Origin of the sequence: Streptomyces sp. NPDC048248, assembly GCF_043201875.1 — a bacterium.
Lineage (GTDB): Bacteria > Actinomycetota > Actinomycetes > Streptomycetales > Streptomycetaceae > Streptomyces.
This window is the reverse complement of record NZ_JBICZL010000023.1, coordinates 1-16,734: the sequence shown is the minus strand read 5'-3', so window position 1 is coordinate 16,734 and position 16,734 is coordinate 1. Positions and strand designations below refer to the sequence as shown.

The 16,734-nt window shown below is 68.5% G+C and carries 13 protein-coding genes; 7 read left to right on the top strand and 6 right to left on the bottom strand.

Annotated features, from left to right (window positions below):
* Positions 1-344: 344 nt before the first annotated feature.
* Positions 345-1,520 (bottom strand): agmatine deiminase family protein, encoded by a 1,176-nt coding sequence (locus ACGFZW_RS34120; protein ID WP_393897187.1) that lies wholly within the window; start codon positions 1,518-1,520, stop codon positions 345-347.
* A 226-nt stretch (positions 1,521-1,746) separates the two neighbouring features.
* On the opposite strand from ACGFZW_RS34120, the gene ACGFZW_RS34115 reads away from it, so the two are divergent.
* A complete protein-coding gene (locus tag ACGFZW_RS34115) occupies positions 1,747-2,328 on the top strand; it encodes a TetR/AcrR family transcriptional regulator (protein WP_393897186.1) in 582 nt (193 codons plus the stop codon).
* 221 nt (positions 2,329-2,549) lie between these two features.
* Here the strand turns inward: ACGFZW_RS34115 and ACGFZW_RS34110 are convergent, their stop codons facing one another.
* The 3 genes from ACGFZW_RS34110 to ACGFZW_RS34100 form a co-directional block, all read right to left on the bottom strand.
* Positions 2,550-3,443 carry a methyltransferase domain-containing protein gene (locus ACGFZW_RS34110; RefSeq protein WP_393897185.1) on the bottom strand — a complete coding sequence of 298 codons (894 nt, stop codon included), beginning with the start codon at positions 3,441-3,443 and terminating at the stop codon, positions 2,550-2,552.
* A gap of 337 nt (positions 3,444-3,780) precedes the next feature.
* Positions 3,781-4,614, bottom strand: coding sequence for an SDR family oxidoreductase (locus tag ACGFZW_RS34105; protein ID WP_393897231.1), 834 nt, complete (start codon positions 4,612-4,614; stop codon positions 3,781-3,783).
* 256 nt (positions 4,615-4,870) lie between these two features.
* Entirely contained in the window at positions 4,871-5,923 is a 1,053-nt protein-coding gene (locus tag ACGFZW_RS34100) for an Lrp/AsnC family transcriptional regulator (RefSeq protein WP_393897184.1), read from the bottom strand.
* A 128-nt stretch (positions 5,924-6,051) separates the two neighbouring features.
* Between ACGFZW_RS34100 and ACGFZW_RS34095 the strand changes: the two genes are divergently transcribed.
* The 5 genes from ACGFZW_RS34095 (at position 6,052) to ACGFZW_RS34075 (ending at position 12,304) form a co-directional block, all read left to right on the top strand.
* Positions 6,052-6,441: a VOC family protein gene (locus ACGFZW_RS34095; protein WP_393897183.1), complete on the top strand. Its 390-nt coding sequence runs from the start codon at positions 6,052-6,054 to the stop codon at positions 6,439-6,441.
* A 15-nt stretch (positions 6,442-6,456) separates the two neighbouring features.
* Positions 6,457-6,918, top strand: coding sequence for a hypothetical protein (locus tag ACGFZW_RS34090; RefSeq protein ID WP_393897182.1), 462 nt, complete (start codon positions 6,457-6,459; stop codon positions 6,916-6,918).
* A gap of 433 nt (positions 6,919-7,351) precedes the next feature.
* The gene (locus ACGFZW_RS34085; protein WP_393897181.1) at positions 7,352-8,989 is read left to right on the top strand and encodes a flavin-containing monooxygenase; all 1,638 of its coding nucleotides are present in this window, start codon (positions 7,352-7,354) and stop codon (positions 8,987-8,989) included.
* A gap of 470 nt (positions 8,990-9,459) precedes the next feature.
* Entirely contained in the window at positions 9,460-10,119 is a 660-nt protein-coding gene (locus tag ACGFZW_RS34080; RefSeq protein ID WP_393897180.1) for a YceI family protein, read from the top strand.
* A gap of 307 nt (positions 10,120-10,426) precedes the next feature.
* The gene (locus ACGFZW_RS34075) at positions 10,427-12,304 is read left to right on the top strand and encodes a BRCT domain-containing protein (RefSeq protein ID WP_393897179.1); all 1,878 of its coding nucleotides are present in this window, start codon (positions 10,427-10,429) and stop codon (positions 12,302-12,304) included.
* Positions 12,305-12,721: 417 nt separating this feature from the next.
* On the opposite strand, the gene ACGFZW_RS34070 is transcribed toward ACGFZW_RS34075, so the two are convergent.
* On the bottom strand, positions 12,722-13,786 hold the full coding sequence (locus ACGFZW_RS34070; RefSeq protein WP_393897178.1) for a PP2C family protein-serine/threonine phosphatase: 1,065 nt from the start codon (positions 13,784-13,786) through the stop codon (positions 12,722-12,724).
* Between the two features lie 409 nt (positions 13,787-14,195).
* Positions 14,196-15,401 carry a cytochrome P450 gene (locus ACGFZW_RS34065; RefSeq protein ID WP_393897177.1) on the bottom strand — a complete coding sequence of 402 codons (1,206 nt, stop codon included), beginning with the start codon at positions 15,399-15,401 and terminating at the stop codon, positions 14,196-14,198.
* Between the two features lie 199 nt (positions 15,402-15,600).
* On the opposite strand from ACGFZW_RS34065, the gene ACGFZW_RS34060 reads away from it, so the two are divergent.
* Positions 15,601-16,260, top strand: a complete 660-nt coding sequence (locus ACGFZW_RS34060; protein WP_393897176.1) for a helix-turn-helix domain-containing protein — start codon at positions 15,601-15,603, stop codon at positions 16,258-16,260.
* The last annotated feature ends 474 nt before the right edge of the window (positions 16,261-16,734 follow it).

The window sequence follows — 16,734 nt, the reverse complement described above, 5'->3', positions numbered from 1 at the left end:
GTCACCTGTACGCAGGCGGCTCGGCGTCTGCCTGAGGCTGTGGGGGCGTGCGCGGGGCCGTCGAAGACTTCCCAGGCGGTCACGGCTGGCGTCGCGGTGTCGGGTCCTGGTGCTCGGCGGCTCTGTAATCCGGGCGACCGCCACGAACTCACGTTGCGCGGAACCGCCCCTGCTCCACCTCCGCGACCAGCCGCGCGCTCCGCAACCGGTCCAGGTGCCGCGCATCGATCCCTCCCGAGGCGAGGCCCCCGCCGCCACGGCGCAGGACCGGCCCGCGATCAGCAGTCTGCGGCGGTACGGGGGCGTCGCATCGGGACCGCTGGGTTCCGTGAGCGGGCCGGAAATCAGTCGACGGGTTTGCCGGGCTCGTCGTGGGTGGAGCAGTGGATACCGCCGCCACCGGAGGCGATGGTGTCGATCCGGACCGGCACGATGTCGCGCTTGGGGAAGTGCTCCTGCAGGATGCTCCGGGCGCGATTGTCGGCCTTCCGGTCGCCGAACTCGGGCATGAAGACGGAGTCGTTGGCGACGTAGAAGTTGGCGTAGGTCGACACGAAGTCATCGCCCTCGCCGGTGATTTTGTCCAGGTCGGGCTGGGGCAGATCGATGATCTCGAAGGGCCGGCCCCTGGCATCGGTGGCCTTGCTGAGTACGGCCTTCGCCTGGTCCGCCGCGCGTGACCAGGAGTCGGCGGGCGTTCCGGGGAAGGCCCTGTCCAGGAGCACCACGCCGGGCTCGGTGAAGCGAACGAGGCTGTCCACGTGCGCGTCGGTGATGTCCTCGCCGCGTACGCCGGCCAGCCAGATCACCTTCTTGATGCCCAGCGTCTGCTTGAGCTCGGCCTCGATCTGATCCCGGCTCTTTCCGCGGTTGCGGTTGTTGTTGACGATCGAGCTCTCGGTGATGAGGAGGGTGCCTTCGCCGTCGGTCTCAATGGCCCCTCCCTCGGCGACGAGGGGCGCCTTCTCGCGGGGGATGCCGTACTTGGACAGGAGAGCGCGGCCCACCCGGGCGTCGTTCGTGTGCTGTTGCTTGTTGCCCCACCCGTTGAAGTTGAAGTCGATGCCGATGACGTCGCCGTCCCGTTCGACGAAGACCGGCACGATGTCGCGGGCCCAGAGGTCGTCGACGGCCAGCGGAATGACCTCGACGTCGCGCCCGCAGGCCTTCTGCGCGGCCGCCTGCTGGTGGGGCCTGGCCATCATCACGACGTACTCGTACTCCGCGATGGCGCGGGCGACGCGCGCGATGTCCTCGCGCACGTAGCGGAGGTCCGCCTCCCACACCGAATCGAGCGCGGGCCACGACATGAAGGTACGCGCGTGACTCTCCCATTCGGCACCCATGCGCAACTCCTTGGCTGTCGTGTCCTCGTCAGCGGCAGCGCTTGCGGCCCCCGCCGTTCCGCCGCCCGGGTCGCACGCCGAGGCGCCCAGGGCGACAGCGCTGACCCCGGCGAGTGTGCGAAGCGCTGATCGGCGGGAAGTGAGCGGAACGGACACGGTGAAAACTCCAACCATCGTGACGGGGTCAAGTTATCCGTCGGCATGGCGTGACGCTCGACGAGCGCGGTGCGGACGGGCGTGGCACGTGAAGGGCGCGATGCGGACAGAGCCGCTCCCCGTCTCGACTCTTACACAAACTGAAAATTCAGTCAAAGAGTGGGTACCGGCCGCGCTGCTGCACACTTCGGTTGCCGGTCCCGGAGATCACCGGGCCGTTCCCTGCCCGGTAGGGTTCGGATCCATGGCGCCTCGCACTACTCAGATCCTCGAAGCGGCCGCACGGCTGATCGCCCGTCGCGGGGTCCGCGGCCTGCGCGTCGAAGAGCTCGCCGCCGAGGCCGGTGTCTCGACGGGGCTGATCTACTACCACTTCAAGGACCGCACCGGGATCCTGCGCCACACGCTTGAGTTCATCAACGACCGCGCCGAGCGCTACACGACGGGTCGCGACTCCGGCGCCGAACCGCTCACCCCCCGCGCGGAACTGGAAGAGACCCTCCTCCTGGAACTGCAGGACACCTCGGAGGTCAGGGAAAACAGCTCAGCCTGGGGGGAGTTGAGGGCGAGTGCCGTCTTCGACGAGGTGCTGCGCGAGGATCTCGCCCGGGCGACTCTGGTGTGGGTGCAGGAGGTGGCTGCCCTACTCGGTCAGGTGCGGCCCATGGCACCGGCACCGGCCCTGGCCGCCGCCGGCGAGCGCCTCACGGCCCTGCTGGAAGGTCTCAGCATGCGCTGGCTCAGCGGCGGAGTGCAGCTCGACCATGCGCGTGACCTGGTGCGCGGCGCCATCGACGCTGAACTGGCACTGCTGCGGGAAAAGTAGCCTCGGGCGCCTTCGGGCATCCTCCGCCGTACCAACGGATCGCACCTTCTCGCCGGATGGGCGTTCGATCCGACCCTTCGACTGAAAAATCAGTCAGGTAGGTGCAGATGGCGAGGTCCCGCCCCAGCTCCGGTGACGCGCAGCGCGCACCTGCGCGAGCTGCCTGGCCTCCCTCCACGAACATCGCTCGTGGGCAGGTCGGACAACGCCTGGATCCGCTCCTACCCGAGTGCCGGAGGGTGCTCGGCCGGACGGCGTCCCCAGGCCGAGATCAGCGGCGCGAGTGTCAGGTCGAGTTCGCCCGCGTGGATGGCGGCCAGGTGCGCGTCGATCTCGGCGTCGTCGGCCAGGCCGGCCGCGAGCAGCTCGCCGCGCACGTGCCGGATGGTCGCCGCCTCCAGCTGGTCGCAGGCCGGCCCGCCGACCGGGAAGGAGCCCGTCGCGGCGACATCCACCAAGCCGGCCTCACGCAATGCACGCGGCAGTGTCCGGCCGTAGCGCAGGTCCGCGCCGCGGCGCGTCAGCAGCTCCCGGACCGCGTCGCGCAGCCGGTTGGCCCGCCGCTGCGCAGGGCCGCTGTCGTCCAGGCACGCCAGTGGCTGCAGAGCGGTATCGGCGTCCTCGACCAGCAGCCAGCCGCCGGGCCTTAGCGCTGCCGCCATCGTGGCCAACGCGCGAGCTCGGTCGGGTACATGGACCAGCACGAGCCGGGCGTGCACCAGATCGAACGTCCCCGGCTCCGGGGGCGGATCAGCGGCGACGTCGTGCCGGCGCACCTCGTACCCGTCGCCCGCCTTCAGCCACGACGGGTCGATGTCCGTGGTCAGCACGTGCCCGGTCGGGCCGACGGCCGCCGCGAGCGCCTCGGGGATACTGCGGCCGCCGGCCCCCACTTCCCAGCAGCGCGAGCCGGCGCCGACTCCCAGTCGATCGAAGTGCCCGCGCGTCACACCGTCGAACAGCTCGGCCAGCCAAACGAATCGCTCGCCCGCCTCGGCGCGCGCGTTGTCCAGCAGGTACCCGCGGGCGGGAGTGGACTCTCCACCGAGCGGGGTAGTCCCGCCCGTCGGATCCGGTCGGCCACCGACGTGCGGGGGGCGGGGCGAGGAGGTCATGACTACATGGTCACCCTCCCAGGCCATCAACGCCACGACGACGGGAGAGGGATGCCTCACACAGCCGGCGAACCCCGCACGTCCTACAGCCCGGTTCCGCACCGTGACGCGCCGGAAGGGGTCCCGATAGACCGTCATGAACCGGACACCATCCGGCTACGCCGAAACCCTGCCACTGGCGGACGTCGAGTCCCTGCCGAACACCGTCGCCGACTGCGAGCCTTTCAGTACGCACATTCAATACGCACGTTTCCGGCCTACTGCAGCGAGGGCCGGAGCTCTGTCCACCGGCCGGGGAATGGTCATGGTCCTGAAACGCCTGCCCCGGAACAGCGGCTCAGTGGAAAGCGGCGGCATTCTCCGAGACCCATTGCCGAAACGTCCTGCCCGGGGCGCCGATGATCCGGGAAGCGGTGTCGCGCACCCTGAGCATCTCGTCGTTGACGTCGCCGCCCGTCAAGTCGATCACTGCGTCCGCCGCTTCGTCGCCAAGGAAGACGGCCATCTGGCGATGCGCTTCGGGTCGGCTGATCACGGCGAAGGGCACTTCACGCCCCAGTACGGCCGCGATCGTCCCGACCTGCTGCCGGGCGGTGATCCGTTCCGGACCGGTCAGTGCGTATGTCCGGCCCTGGTGGCCGGATTCGATCAGTGCCGCCCGAGCCACCGATGCGATGTCTGCGGGGTGGATCGTCGGGAGGCCGACATCCGCATACGGCACGCGGACCGTCTCGTACTCGCGGATCACTCCCGCCCACCACAGGGCATTCGAGGCGAACTGCGTCGGCCGCAGGATCGTCCACGACATACCGCTGTCCTTGAGCATCTCCTCGACAGCCAGGTTCTCGCGGGCAGGCCCCAGGTGCCGATGGGTCTGGACGGCGATGGACGACACCAGCACCACGTGTTCCACGCCTGCCCGCCGGGCCGACTCGATGATCTCTGCGTCCGAACCCATGCGAGACACAAGAAACAGCGATCGCACCCCCTTCAACGCGGGCTTCAGCGAAGCCGTTTGAGCGAAGTCACCCGCAATTGCCTCGACCCCTTCCGGGAACGCTGCCCGTGCAGTGTCACGGGTGAGTCCCCTCAGCGGTCCGGCGCCGAACGTATGGAGCTCTCGCAAGAGGGCGCTTCCTATATTTCCGGTGGCTCCGGTCACGAGGATCATGAACTGTTCTCCCGTCATCAGGCGGTGATCCAATGACCGATGACGTTAGGACCTCAACAATGCTTTAGGTCAAGGTGCTTGGGTGGGGCCCTCGCAGCCGGCACGTGCATCCGTGTGGTGGCCTGGTCCGCAGCCTTGCGGTTCGCCGCCGCTGCGGGCCGTATGCCTTGCTCCGCACAACAGTTGAGAGTTCGAACGTCGCACGTCAGCTGAAGCACGCCACGATGGCGCCGCCCACATCAGGCTCCGCAGGGCTTCAGGCTCTTCGTCCGCGCCCTGCCGGCGGGATCGGTACGAGCAGGGGGCCCGCCCGCTTGGTGCGGCGCTGTACGAGGGCGGTCTCCGTGCGGCCGATGCCTGGCAGATCGCTCAGCTCGCGGGCGAGGTAGTCGTACAGGGCGCCGGTGTCGCGGCACTGAACCATGGCGAAGACGGACGCGGGACCTGTGGTGACGGCGGCGAAGGCGACCGGCGCGTGGTGGGACAACGCGTCCGCCACCGCGCCGAGCGCCGCAGGCGTCACCTCCAGCCACAGCAGCGCCTCGATGGGGGAGCCGAAGTGGGCGGGGTCCACGTCCACCTCGAAGTGCACTACCCCGGATGCCCGCAGCCGTGCGATGCGGCGGCGCACGGTCGAAGCCGACCACCCGGTGGTGGCTGCCAGCCGTCGCACGTCCGCCCGGCCGTCCCTGGCCAGCTCGCCCACCAGCCGGAAGTCAGCCTCGTCCCGGTCGACCGGCCCGCCGCCTTCGACCGACCTGCCCCCGTCCTCCGGCTCGCCGACAACCTCCTGCCGTACCTCCCGGTCGTCCAATGCCGCCAGCCGACGCAGCGTGGCTTCCTCGTCCTCGCTCAGGGCGCTCGTCCGGCCCGCCCATCCTCCGACCCCGGCAACCGGCCGCAGGACGCAGCTCGCCTCCATATCCCGCACCCCTGGGGTACGGCCGATGTGCTCGAAGAACGGACGCCCACCGTCCGCGCCTGTACCTGGAGTGCGGACCATGCAGGCCAGATGGTTTCCACCGGCGAGCGCGGCGACCCATGAGGTGTCATCCCGCTGGGCCAGGGCGGCGATCAGCGCGTCCACCGCGTCGGGTGCGCAGTCGACGCGGACGAACCAGTCGAGCATGCCGATGCGCGAGCTGTCGACAAGTCCCACGACCCGGACGACCAGGGCGGACCGCAGCCGGTGGTAGCGGCGCGCCACGGTGCGCTCCGGCACCCCGAGCACGGCGGCGATCCTGCTGAACGGCGCCCGTCCGTCCAGCTGAAGCGCGTGGACCAGGCGACGGTCCAATGCGTCGAGCATGACGGATTGCGTCACCTTGCCCCCTCCGGACTGCGGATCGCGTCGTTCCCGGCGAATCTACAGCGCCCGCCAGGGCGTCCGGCGCGACGCTGTCCGCACCACTCGGAGACATCAGAGCGAGGTACACCATGTTGACCGTTCTTCCCATCAGGTATGTGGCCGACGTCGAGGCGTCGCGGAACTTCTACGCCGGGCTGGGGCTCGGCGTGCGGCAGGAGCCGGGCGCGGCCGTCTGGGTCCGGCTGACCGCCGCCGCCGGCGCCGTAGGCATCCACGACGCGGCAGTGTCGAAGGGCCGCCCGCCCGGCACCGCCGAACTCGGCTTCACGACGGACGAGCCGTTGGAGGAGGTCGCGGAGCGGCTCGAACGCACCGGCTACGCCTACGAAATCGTCGACGAGGACTTCGGCCGCAGCCTCCGTGTCACCGACCCGGACGGCGTCGTCGTCCAGATCCAGCAGATCGACCCGGAGACCGTCGGCAGGTCGGCCGCCGCGGTGACCGGCGAGTCCGGCTGAGACGGAAGGACACCAGTGGAACCCCTCCTCACCCTCGCCGCCGTCACCGGCCTGCTGCTGCTCGCCGGGGCGCTCGGAGCAACACGGCTCCGGCGTCCGGACGTCGCCCTGCGCGGCGGACTGGCCGCAATGTTCGCCCTCACCGGCGGCGCACACTTCATCGGCATGCGCGAGCAGCTCATCGCGATGGTGCCGCCGGCCCTGCCCTTCCCCGGGCTGCTCGTCACCTTGACCGGCGCCGCTGAACTCGGCTGTGCGATCGGCCTGTTGTGGTCGAGGACGGCCCGGGTCTCGGCCGCCGTGCTCGGCCTGCTGCTGGTCGTGATGTTCCCTGCCAATGTGTACGCGGCCGGCGCCGACGTCCCCTGGTGGGACCAGCTCGGGCCACGAACAGCCACCCAGCTCCTCTTCCTGGCGGCGATCGTCACCGTCCTGGTCCGGCACGGCCGGTCGGCACGGCGGCACGGCCGGTCGTGAGCCGGCTGGGCGGCGGCCCCGAGAGTTTCTCGTCGGATTGCGTCGGGTCGCCTTGGGCGGCATCACTGGTCGGGTGCCGACCGCCAACATAACTACGGCGGTCGGCAAGTGGGCGCGTCGCTAAGGGACCTGAGCCTGAGCGCACTCGCGAGTGTGGGGCGTCGGGGACGAGAAGGCGAGCGGGCCGGGGGAGGGCGGGCCATCAGCGCGGACGCGGACTCTTGCGGTGAACGGGGGAACCGGCTCGGAACCGCGGCCGTTGGACACGGTACGGGCTTTCGTAACACCGGAAGTTCAGAGCAGGATGCCGACGCCGCCCCTACGCCCTACCCGCCCACGCCTTCGCCCCGCCCTCCGCACGACGACCGCACGCGCCCCGCACACCGCACACCGCGCGGTCACGCGACCTCGTGCGAGGAGACAGGAGAACTCGATGGACAACACCCCCGTCCCGCCTTCCGCCACCCACCCGGTCGACGCCGTCGTGGTCGGGGCGGGGCTCTCCGGCCTCTACCAACTCCACCGGCTGCGTGAACTGGGCCTGACGACAGTGGTCTTCGAGGCCGGTGAGGACCTCGGCGGCACGTGGTACTGGAACCGGTACCCGGGGGCCCGTTGTGACGTCGAGAGCATGTCCTACTCCTACTCCTTCTCCCCGGAACTGGACCAGGAATGGGAGTGGAGCGAGCGCTACGCGTCTCAGCCGGAGATCCTGCGCTACATCCACCACGTCGCCGACCGGTTCGACTTACGCAAGGACGTCACCTTGCGCACCCGGGTCACCCGAGCCGTTTACGACGAGGCGGCCCACGTCTGGCACGTCTCCACGGACACCGGACGGACCGTCACCGCCCGGTTCGTCGTGCTGGCGTCGGGCTGCATGTCGGTGCCCAAGGACCCAGGGGTCCCCGGGGCCGACAGCTTCACGGGCGCCACCTTCCACACCGCCCGCTGGCCGCGCGAGGACGTCTCCTTCGCCGGCAAGCGGGTCGCCGTGATCGGCACCGGATGCTCAGGCGTCCAGGCCATCCCCATCATCGCCGAGGAGGCGGCCTCCCTCACCGTCTTCCAACGCACCCCGGCCTACGCCCTGCCGGCCCACAACCGCCCCCTTTTCGGAACCGAGATAGCGGAGCTCAAGGCCCGATACCCGGAGTTCCGGCGGGCCCAGCGGCTGTCCCGGGGCGGGACCGTCTTCGAGCCGCCGACCGGTTCGGCCCTGGAAGCGGACGAGGCGGAGCGCACAGCCGCCTACGAGGCGGCCTGGGATTCGGGCCTGCTGAGCGGATTGCTGCGCACCTACACCGACATCCTGACCGACGAGACGGCCAACGAGACGGTGGCCGAGTTCGTCCGGTCCAAGATCCGGTCGATCGTCACCGACCCGGCGACAGCGGAACTGCTCTCCCCACGCACGTTCCCCTTCGCGACCAAGCGACCCTGCCTGGACACCGGCTACTACGCCACCTACAACAGGCCGCACGTCACGCTGGTGGACCTGCGCGCGACCCCCATCGAGACGATCACGCCCCGGGGCATCCGGACCACGGACCGGGAGCACGACTTCGACGCGATTGTCTTCGCCACCGGATTCGACGCCCTGACCGGCTCTCAGCTAGCCATCGACATCGTGGGCAAGGACGGCGCAACACTCCGGGACAAATGGGCGGACGGCCCGCAGAACTACCTGGGGCTCGTCTCGGCCGGTTTCCCCAACCTCTTCACTGTCCTGGGTCCCCTCAGCCCGTCCGTGCTCACCAACATCGCGGTTTCCCTGGAGCAGCAGGTGGAGTGGATCACTGACTGCATCGCCCATCTTCGGAGGAACGGCCTCACGGAGATCGACGCCATTGCGGGTGCCGAGGCGGACTGGGGGGTCCGTGTGGCGGACGTCGCTGCCCGGACGCTCTACCCGGCCGCGGAATCCTGGTACAGGGGAGCGAACGTACCGGGCAAAGCCCATGTGTTCCTGGCCTACGCGGGCGGGCTGGACCGCTACCGGGAGGAGTGCGACGCCGTGGCCCGAGGTGGCTACACGGGGTTCGCCCTCTCCGCTGCCGCCTCTTCGTAGGACGACAGCAGTGTCCACTCAGGCGACCTCGCCCGCGTGGGGGCCCTCCGCCGATGACCACGAGAACACCCGCCGCACTGTTCGCAGATGGGCTTCGCGAAACGCCTACCAAGTGCAGTCGGCTCGTAAGTCGTGCAGTTTGTCGGCGAGTACGGCGATTCGGCGAGTTCGGCGGGTGGGGCGGCCGGCCGTCGGCTCATTCCAGAGCATCACCTCAGGCTCCGGGCCACCCGTGGCCCGGTTTCGCCGCTACGGGTGGTGCCCCTCCGGGATTTTGGCGAGCCAGGCGAGCGCCAAGGTGACAATACGTGACACAGAGCTGCCGGACAGTGCATCAATATTCGTGTTGATCCTGTGCATCTTTGCAGTCGGCGGCATGAAATCCGGACGAGACGGTCCATCCCGCTATGTAGAGCCTGCCTATGCCGTGATAGCACGGAGAAATTCGTTTCGAGGAGGGTTACGACCGCATGGGTATCTTCAGCCGTCGCCAGAGCGCGACTATCGAGCCGACCCCGGCTGTTGGCCCCCGTACGCCTTTTCCGGAGGGCGATGCCACCGGAGTCGCGCTCGACCCCGCACTTCGTGCGCTGACCGGGCAATGGACGATCGACCGTCCGCACAGTCGCATCGGATTCTCTGTGCGGCATGCCATGGTGACGACGGTGCGGGGTGCTTTCACCGATTACGACAGCACGCTCTATTTCGACGGAGCCCGGCCCTCCCGCTCCCGGGCCGAACTCGTCATTCGGGTCGCCAGTGTCGACACGGGCGTGGACCAGCGGGACGCACACCTCATCGGCACCGACTTCTTCGACGCACACCGCTACCCGGAGATGGTCTTTCGCAGCACCTCCACGATCCATGAGGGCGGGGAGAGCTTCCGCATGACAGGGGATCTGACAATTCGCGGCATCACCGGGCCCGTCGAGCTGCAACTCGACTACCTCGGCTCGGTCCTGGACCCGTTCGGCATCGAGCGGGCCGGCTTTGACGCCACGACCACCATCGACCGCACCGATTGGGGCTTGGTCTACAACCAGCGCCTGGAAGCGGGCGGCGCCATGGTCAGCGAGAAAGTCCGGCTGCAGTTCGATATCTCCGCGATCCGTTCCGTGCCCCCGGCGTAGTTACCCCAAAAGGCCCCCTGAAGCAGCACCCTGTTCCGGGTTGTCGACCGTGCGGCCGCCGACCAAGTGACCGCCGCCGTCGGGGGTGCGGGTCGCGCAGCCATGTACACCGTCGGCAGCCCGTCGAGCCCGCCCTCGTCGATGAGAGGCCGAACAGCAGGCCGCGGTAGTGCAGAGTGCCGCAGAGCGCAGTGGCAGCGAATCCAGTCCCCGGCGCATTCCCCGCACACTTCAACCTCCGCCCCTGAACCGGCTGTTGAATGTCATGGCAAGGCCGTTGTCAGCGGCTACGGCTACGGTCTGCAGCATGGATGTACGAGGGATGACGGTCGTGCTCATCGGTCGCTTCGACGGCTTGCGTCAGGACGAGGCGCAGCGACGGCTGGAGGAACTGGGAGCCAGGGTGACGGGCTCGGTGACCAGCCGGACGGATCTGGTGTTCGTGGACAGCCTCCACTACAACGTGGGGCGGAAGCTCCGGGAGGCACGGAATCGCAACCTCCCGATATTCGACGACAAGGCGCTACGTGCCCTGCTCGCTGATGAGGACGCGTCCGACCGTGGCGGCCCTCAGGTCGGAGCGGTTTCAAATCTGGTGGCCCTACGTGCGCGGCTGCTGAAACTGGAGCGCGAGCAGGGCATCACCGAGGAGCACCGCGCCGCCACGCGAGAGCTCCGAGAGAGGGAGGGCACACTCCTTCGCCATCCATACGGCCACCAGGTGGAAATCAACGATTACGCCCTCAGCCCCTGCGGCCACTACCTGGCCACCGGCACCTTGAGCGGCAACGACTACGGCGGCACCTTGCAGATCTGGGAAATGGTCACAGGACGCTGTGTCAATGCCATCGGTATTGAGGGCGGCATCGGCCGGCCCGGCTACGAGCGCAGCATCCAATGGTCGGCCGACAGTCGCCGGATCGGCCTCGCGTACAACACCAACCGCGTCGGCGTCTTCGATCCGTTCAGCCCCTACCTCGGTTCCGTCACCCTCGCGCAGTGCCTGATCACGGACGACGCGAGCGGGCCGGAGACCTGGGCGCTGGCGCCTGACGGGAGACGTCTCTTCGCGAATTCCAGGACTCGGTGCGAGGTGGGTGGCTGCATCGTCCCCATGGACAGCGGCGAGCTGAACTGGACCTCCGGTGACGCCACGCCCGCGCACCCGTTCCTGCTGGCCGAGAAGCTCCGGGAGGATCTGCGGACCGAGGAGATGGATGCCCACGACGACGTCACGCTCCAGGCAGACGGTTGGGCCCGCTGGTCGCGGGACGGCACCCGGTTGCAGGCGCAGGGCGGGAGCAGGGGCCACACGGAGGCATTCGCCATCGATGTCTCGTCCGGTCAGGTGAGCTGGCTGGCCGAGATCGGCGAGCTCGTCGCGTGGAGCCCGGACGACCGGCTGCTGGTGCACTACGACAAGGGGCTGATCTTCCTCGACGCGGAAACCGGCAAGCCGAGAGGGAAGGAGGTCGGGACCCAAGGCGTTTCGGCACTGCAATGGGGCATGCAGGGCGAAGTGCCGCGGCTGGCGGCCCTGGTGGGGGAGGGCAATGCCGCCAGGGCCCAGCCAGGGGTCCTCATCTATGACGAGGACCGATTCCGCTACCGCCTCGATATCACGCCGGTGGAAGAGGACATGGTCTACGCCGACTCGTGGGCCTGGGCCCCGTCCGGCGACGCGGGAGCCTGGCTCACGGCCGACGGGCGGGTAGAGGTGTGGTCACTGGACGGGGACGAGCCGAAGCGGCTGCGCACCTTGGACGTCCCGTCCGAGACCGGTGTGCTGCTGTGGGGCGCCGACGGTGTGCTGGTCGCGATGAGTCCCACCACGCTGCGGTTCCTCCGGGCCGGGTCCGGCGAGGTCCTCGGCGACTTCACCTTTCCCCACAAACCGCGGGCCCCGAAGCCGCTGGGTGACAACTACTGGTTTTTCGAGAGGCATCACTTCGCGCCGGACGACGAGACATGGTGCGCGCTGTTCGAGGAGGGGGTGGTGATCGCTCCGGACGGCCGAGAAATGGAGTCATGGGACGAGGTTCTCGCCTGGACAGTGAACGAGCGTCTGGCCTGGCCGGTGCGTTGGGGCGAGCTCACAGTGGTGCCGGACGCCCGGAGCGCGGGAATTGCTCTCGGGGACGCGCCGGACGGCCAGTGGTTGCGTGAATACTGGAGAACTCTCTGAGCAGTTCCTTCCGCCATCTCGTGGTTGGCCTGGAGGTGTCGTTGACTGACGTGCGGTGAAGGAGGATCGAGCCGTTACTTCCGGATCGGACGCCTGGCGTTGGTGGGCTCGACCCGCATATGCGCAGAGCTTCCGCGCCTTCGGAACTCACCGAACCATTCCTCACGGCGAGGCAGGTGGCAGGTGAACGGGCGCCGACGGCAGGACGCGTACGCACACGTTTGTGTGCGGCGAAAGGCCCGGGCTGACCAGCTGATCGGCATCGGCAGACCGCTGCACGGTTTCCACCGTCGTCCCGGCGAGCCGCTGAACAGCAGATTCTCCGTCTGCCGGTGGCGCAGTTCGTACTGCTGCCGACTTGTTCAAGCGGAGGTCGGCGAGCGCTGCGTCCGTTGTACGGGCGGGCGTGGATCCAGGCTAAGCGGGGTGAGCCCTCGCCCTCCGGACCTCGATCGGTTCCGGGGAGGTGCCCAAGCTCACGGCGAGGGCAGCGATGTCGTCGTCGAGGGGGCCTGTGCTGTAGCGGAGGAGGTCATGGTGAAGGGCGTTGAGCAGTTCGCCGGGACGCCCCTGGGGCTGTCGACGCAACCAGGCCGGCACCGAGAAGAACTCGCCGGCGCGGTCGCGGGCCTCGGCGACACCGTCGGTATAGAGGAACAGCAGGTCGCCAGGGGCGAAGTCGAAGGAATCGATGCTGTAGTGATCACCGATCAGCTCCGCGAGGTTGAGCAGCGGTGAGGGAGCGGTGGGCTCCAGGGCGCGGACTTCTCCGCGGTTCAGGAGCAGCGGCGGGGGATGTCCGCAGTTGAGGATTCCGATACTGCCGCCACCGTGCGGGATCTCGGCGAGAAGAGCGGTGGCGAAGCGCTCCATCATGGCCTCGGGGGGAAAGGCAGCGCTGTAACGGGTACTGCTGGCCTCCAGGCGACGGGCGATCTTGACCAGGTCGGCCTCGTCGTAGGCCGCCTCCCGAAAGGCATTGACCATCGCCGCGGCCGTGCCCACAGCCGGCAGACCCTTGCCCCGCACATCGCCGATAAGCAGGCGGACCCCGTACTCCGTGTCGACCGCCTCGTAGAAGTCGCCGCCGATACTGGCCTCCGCCGCGGCCGCGAGATACAGCGCCTCGATCTCGACGTCCCTGAAACGGCGCGGCATCGGGCTCAGGACCACCTGCTGCGCCGCGTCTGCGACGAGCCGGACCTGGAGCAGGGTCTGCTCCCGCTGGAGCCGGATATGACTCCCGTACGCGGCCGCCACGGTGACGGCGACGATCCCCGCTGCGGTCCACCACGTCCCCAGGCCGGGGAACACGAGGCTGAGGCCGATCATGAGAAGGAGGCAGACCGTCCCCAGCAGGACGGTGGGGAGCACGGGCCACATGGCGGCGGCGAGGGCTGGTGCTGCGGGCAGGAGCCTGCTGAAGGCCACTTCCGGGGGAGTCACGTAGGCCAGGCTGGCGATGACAACGGTCAGGATCACCGGAGACAGCAGAATGAGTGGCCTCCGGCCGAGGCGACGACGGAGGCGTAGCCGTCCAGGCTTGATCACACTTCGCAGGATATCCACGCACAGCAGACATGTCGCCCTGGTGAGGCGGAGTCGGCCGCCTGTGCCCGGACGGAGCATCCCGCTGGGCGTCAGATCCGTTGGCGGACCTCCCTCATACAGCTCAGAGAGACATCCGTGCCGTGGAATCAGGTGCTGAGCGACCTGCGCGTCCCGTCCGCACCGCGTGACCCACATGGCCTTGGGGCGTGAAGCGATGTATCGACAGACCGAGGCTTTGGAACGCTCCCGGTACGCGGCGTCGTGGCACGTCCAGCGCGGTTCGAATCTCACTCCGCGCCGTGCGTGGGGAAGTGCACCAGCCGCCGTCCCTGGCTCGCGGTCACACGTCCCAGGTGACCGGGAGGCTCTTCACTCCGTAGATGTCCGCGATCTCCGGGCGCAGGGCGACCTCTTCAGCCGGTACGGCAAGGCGCAGCGTGGGGAAGCGGTTGACCAGAGCAGGGAACGCGACCCGCATCTCGACGCGGGCCAGCTGCTGACCGAGGCATTGGTGGATGCCGTGTCCGAAGGCCAGGTGCCCGCCGCCCTGCCTCTGAAGGTCGAGCGCGTGGGGATCGGCGAAGCGCTCAGGGTCACGGTTGGCGGTGTTGTAGGACAGGATCACCGGCGACCCGGCCTTGATGGTCCGGCCCTCCAGTTCGACGTCTTCCAGCGCCGTCCTCATGAATGTCTTGGCGACGCTCAGATACCGCAGCAGCTCCTCCACTGCGCGGTCGGCGAGCGCGGGATCGGCGCGCAGTGCGGCCAGTTGCTCCGGATTCTGCAGCAGGGCGAAGGTTCCGAGAGCCAGCATGTTCGCGGTGGTGTCGAGACCGGCCGCGAGCAGGATCAGGCTGATCCCCTTCAGCTCCTCGTCGGTCAGATCGCTGCCGGTGAGGTCGCTGAGCACGTCGTCGGTGGGGTTCGCGCGCTTGGCGGCCACCAGCTGCGCGAGGTAGTCCTGGGTCGCGGTGTAGGCCGCCATCAGCTCCTCGTCGCTTGTCTCCCCGTTCATGAACGAGTCGACCTGCTCCTGGAAGGAGCCCCGGTCCTGGTACGGCACCCCCAGCAGCTCACAGATCATGATGGCGGGGATGGGCTTGGCGAACGCGGTCACCAGGTCCGCCGACGGCCCGGCCTTCTCCATGGCATCCAGGTGGTCGGAGGTGATCTGCTCGACGCGCTCGGTGAGCAGGCGCATCCGTCGCACGGTGAACTTGCCCATCAGCGGTTTCCGATAGCGGCTGTGCCGGGGCTCGTCCATGAGGAGGAATTCGCCGGGCGGCGCCGGAGGGGATTTGAGGTCGCCGTAGTCGATGGTCGGGTGGAGCATGAGCTCCTTGCGTGAGCTGAACCGTGAGTCGGCGAGGACCGAGCGGACCAGGTCGTATCCGGTGACCAGCCAGCCGGGCTTTCCGCCGGGAAAGGTGTAGCGGCTGATGGGGCCGTGCCGACGGGCGTCGATCAGCTCTGCCGGCGGGTCGAAGGGGCAGCCGGGTTGACGCGTCGTCGGCATCGTCGTGACGGTGTGCAGGGATTCCCCCATGGCCATTCCTCATCTCGCGATATTACGTGTTCGGCATTGCTCGAAAGCTACGTTGCGTTCAGAATTGCTGTCAATCCGTCAGGAATTGTTTTCCCAGGTGGACGGCGCAAAATTGATGCAATGACGCTGAGCTCGAATGCAATGCCGCGTTGCAATGGATGGAGGCGAAGGCAATACTGACGACATGCCAGGAGGACGGTTGACTCAGCAGGACCGCCAGCGCATCGCGGCCGGACTCGTCGGCGGGCTTTCCTACGCCGAGATCGCGAGGCGACTCGACCGTCCGACCTCGACGATCAGCCGGGAGGTCGGACGCAACGGTGGCCCCCGCGGCTACCAGCCCCAGCAGGCGCACCAGGCGACCATCCAGCGGGCACGACGGGGCGTGCCCGCACCCCCGCGCGCGGCCGGGCCACCGGGATATACGACGGGAGAGGAGGTCATCGAGATGACGGTCAGGTCGGGGATGCCGAGGATGACGGCGCGCGTGCACGTCGACCTGCTGCTGTCCGAGGGCGGCAGGCGTACCGCGGCCGAGCTGACACGCAGACTGAAGGTCAGCCCCGCCTCCGTCTCCGTGGCCACGAACTACCTGGTCCAGCACGGCTATGTTCGTCGCGAGCGCGATCCGCAGCGGCGTCGCGACGTCTACGTGATCGACGACGAGGCCTGGTACCACTCCATCGTGCTCAGCTCGCGGCAGACGCTAGCGGCGGTGCAGGCCTCGATGGCGATGGCGGAGGCGTTCGGGCTCGACAGCCCCGTGGGGCAGCGGCTGGCCAGGGGAGGGACGTTCCTGGAGCGGGTCGTCCTGGACATGACGGAGTCGGCCGACCGCTGGCGCGCCCTCCTGACGTGATGGGTCTCGTGGCCTCCGTCTGAGCCGGCGCGCGAATCTCCGCGATGTCCAGGGGCGCCATGGAAGCGGAGTCGGCGATCACTTGCGTGGCCGACTGGTCGCCGTTGGAGGCATGTCTCTTGATGGTCGGCAAGAATGCTGCCGCCGTGCCCCATGTCTTGGGGCACGGCGGCGTAGGGATGACGGTCTCTGCCGAACGCGGCCTTGGAGAGCGGCTCGACCGTATCCGGCACACCCACAGCGGCTCCAGCTGTGGGGCTGCTGCGCTGGGGCTCAGCGGTGGGTGGGCCGGCCTGGAGTTGCTGCTGGCAGCGCCACCAACGGGACGGTGCTTGCCGTGAGTTGCCCCAGGAACACGCTCACCTTCGGCCTTGTGCGGTCAGCCCTTGCGGGTCTTGACCTCTTCGGTGAGGGCGGGGACGACCTCGAAGAGGTCGCCGACGATGCCGTAGTCGACGAGGTCGAAGATCGGGG

Bases quoted from the DNA above. Each gene is read 5' to 3' on its own strand.
- ACGFZW_RS34120 (WP_393897187.1), bottom strand. From the start codon at position 1,520: ATGGTTGGAGTTTTCACCGTGTCCGTTCCGCTCACTTCCCGCCGATCA.
- ACGFZW_RS34115 (WP_393897186.1), top strand. From the start codon at position 1,747: ATGGCGCCTCGCACTACTCAGATCCTCGAAGCGGCCGCACGGCTGATC.
- ACGFZW_RS34110 (WP_393897185.1), bottom strand. From the start codon at position 3,443: ATGACCTCCTCGCCCCGCCCCCCGCACGTCGGTGGCCGACCGGATCCG.
- ACGFZW_RS34105 (WP_393897231.1), bottom strand. From the start codon at position 4,614: ATGATCCTCGTGACCGGAGCCACCGGAAATATAGGAAGCGCCCTCTTG.
- ACGFZW_RS34100 (WP_393897184.1), bottom strand. From the start codon at position 5,923: ATGCTCGACGCATTGGACCGTCGCCTGGTCCACGCGCTTCAGCTGGAC.
- ACGFZW_RS34095 (WP_393897183.1), top strand. From the start codon at position 6,052: ATGTTGACCGTTCTTCCCATCAGGTATGTGGCCGACGTCGAGGCGTCG.
- ACGFZW_RS34085 (WP_393897181.1), top strand. From the start codon at position 7,352: ATGGACAACACCCCCGTCCCGCCTTCCGCCACCCACCCGGTCGACGCC.
- ACGFZW_RS34080 (WP_393897180.1), top strand. From the start codon at position 9,460: ATGGGTATCTTCAGCCGTCGCCAGAGCGCGACTATCGAGCCGACCCCG.
- ACGFZW_RS34075 (WP_393897179.1), top strand. From the start codon at position 10,427: ATGGATGTACGAGGGATGACGGTCGTGCTCATCGGTCGCTTCGACGGC.
- ACGFZW_RS34065 (WP_393897177.1), bottom strand. From the start codon at position 15,401: ATGGGGGAATCCCTGCACACCGTCACGACGATGCCGACGACGCGTCAA.